This window comes from Microbacterium sp. F2E, assembly GCF_020905435.1.
Classification (GTDB): Bacteria; Actinomycetota; Actinomycetes; order Actinomycetales; family Microbacteriaceae; genus Microbacterium; species Microbacterium lacticum.
Genome location: NZ_JAJJIB010000036.1, coordinates 1 through 2,219, shown reverse-complemented (window position 1 = coordinate 2,219; position 2,219 = coordinate 1). Strand labels below are relative to the sequence as shown.

Annotated in this window: 1 protein-coding gene; it reads right to left on the bottom strand. The window is 63.1% G+C overall.

The genetic code is table 11. From position 1 onward, the window contains the following. Positions 1-919: 919 nt before the first annotated feature. Positions 920-1,894: a DUF2599 domain-containing protein gene (locus tag LOK55_RS13830; protein WP_229935834.1), complete on the bottom strand. Its 975-nt coding sequence runs from the start codon at positions 1,892-1,894 to the stop codon at positions 920-922. Positions 1,895-2,219: the final 325 nt, after the last annotated feature.

Sequence of the window (2,219 nt, the reverse complement as noted above, 5' to 3'; positions counted from 1 at the left end):
CTCGTCCGTGTAGTTCTTCCTTGCCATCCCTCAGATTCTCGCTTCCCCAGCATCGTGCTGGAATCAGCGTGTCCAAGATCAGGGGTCAAGCCCCCGTCTCCGCGACTCGGTGTGGAGCGTTGATCCGGGCATGCGCCGAGGGCTTTACGGATGGCGGTTCCAGGCCACCGACGACGCCAACGAAAGCTTCGTGTTCGACGTGTACCCCGCCGAGGATGGCTGGCACGTGGACCATGCCTACGCCTAGCAGTCGGGGCAACCTATTCAGGGCCTTGGGCCTTGTCGGTAGAAGTCAGCCCACGGGAGCACCGACGACGCCGGTTGTCACCCTGACTGCTCATGGCGCTCAGATGATCCGCAAACCCACCTCTCGCCGGCCGCGTCAGGCTCCATCGGGCGGAGACAGTGCTGACAGTTCGGAACGTCGAACGACAGGTGGTCGCGTTCCACTCGTTGACGACGAGCACGGGACAGATCATCACCGTTGGTCATCACCAAAACCTAGAATCCGTTTTCCTTCCGAGGGGGGGAGTCGCGCAGGCTGCCAGCGTTCGCCTGTGGGGCACGTGCCACATGATGCGTGTGATCCTCCGGACGCCGAACACCAGTGTGGGTGTCCGCGGAACATCGCGGACACCCACACTGAGGATTGGCAGCTACTGGTGTCGGCGTTGCAGGACACGCCCGGTCTGCCAGGCGAGTGCGCACAAGGCCCAGATGACCGCGGCCGTCCCGAGGATGGCAGCGATCACGGGCAGGGGCTCGAGTCCGCCAGCGGTGTGATTCGCGTCCGCGGCAACCCCAGCTGCGAATAGGGTCGAGGCTCCGTACCACGCGGCCATCACGCCGAGGAGAAGCGCCACGACAGCCAGCAGGAGCACGCGTCGATTCACGGTTCTGTTCACGTTTTCACCCTCGTTCAGTTGGGGTTGCACCACGCGGCAACGGTCGCCGCATATCCGACGTTAGGGCGCCACGAGTCGAGATTCCAGGGGGTCTTGAAGTATCCGGCTGATGCCCAGTGGCACACGAGCTGGTCGTGATATTTCTGCGACTCGTAGGTCGAGGGCACGATTGCGTTATAGGCGTTGACTCCGGTCGACCGTGCCACACGGGTCCAGTTGACGCCGGCCGCCGGGTAGACCGAGACGATCGTCGTGCCTGCGGCCGAGTCGATGTTGAGGATGATCTTGGCGTAGTAGGAGTTGCTGCCGGGGAGCGTCTGCGAGGGATCCGCGACAATGGGATACGCATACGCCGCCCCCCTGTGCTCGACGACCTGCGTCAGGGTCGAGCCATTGATCTCATAGCGGGTCGGGACCTCCGCTCCGGCGGCGTCGATCGCCCACGGCTGGTAGAGCGCACTAACCATGACTCCGTCGCGCCACACCGTCACGCCTCCGTCAGTGGGGTCCTGTCGGAGCTCTCCCATGCCGGAGTAGTCGTAGCTGTATGCTTCCGGAGCTTCGACGGAGGACAGGATCGATGCGACCGTGATCTGGGAGTCCTTCACGAGGACGCTGGTCGAGGAACCGTCGTTATTATCGAAGGTGGGGGCGCTGGGATTATCCGACGTCAACGATGCCCCCGCGGTCACTGGCAGGCCCAGCGAGTAATCGACGCCGTCGATCTCCATGGAGACAGGAGCGGACGCCTCCAGCGGGGCCGTCACGACTCCCGAGTCGACTGCGTACTCCAGCCCGTCCGCTGTCCTCTTGGCGTCAGTATGCACACCTGTAGTGACGTCCGGTGCCGCAGCCTCCACGAGATCGAATGCGGACTCTGGCTCGTCCGTCGACGTCGCGGCCGCCGGTAAAGCACCCGCCGTCGCCATCGCGATCACCAGAAGGCCGCACGTGAGAGCGAGCCTTGTGGTTCCAGAACTGCTCTTCATAAATCATCTCCTCATCAGAAAGCGAGCCTCACCGATGAGGCTTCGTGGGCCAACGCTAGTGGTTACGCCGGAACTTGTATGTCGTCCTTTCGGGGGACAGGTCGAGGGCTCCCACACCGTAATGGCCCATCCGACTATTCGAAGATCGCCAGGCGGTGGAGTTCGATCCCACAATCAAATGCTGAGGCGCCCCAGGGCCGAGAGTGGGAGCTTGACGTGCTCGGGAACGTGGGCCTTGACCCCGGATCGTGGACACGGTGTCATTTCGGTTATGCCGCTTCCGTGAGGGTAGCTGATCTCGCGGCCGCGTAGGTGTTCTCGTAGC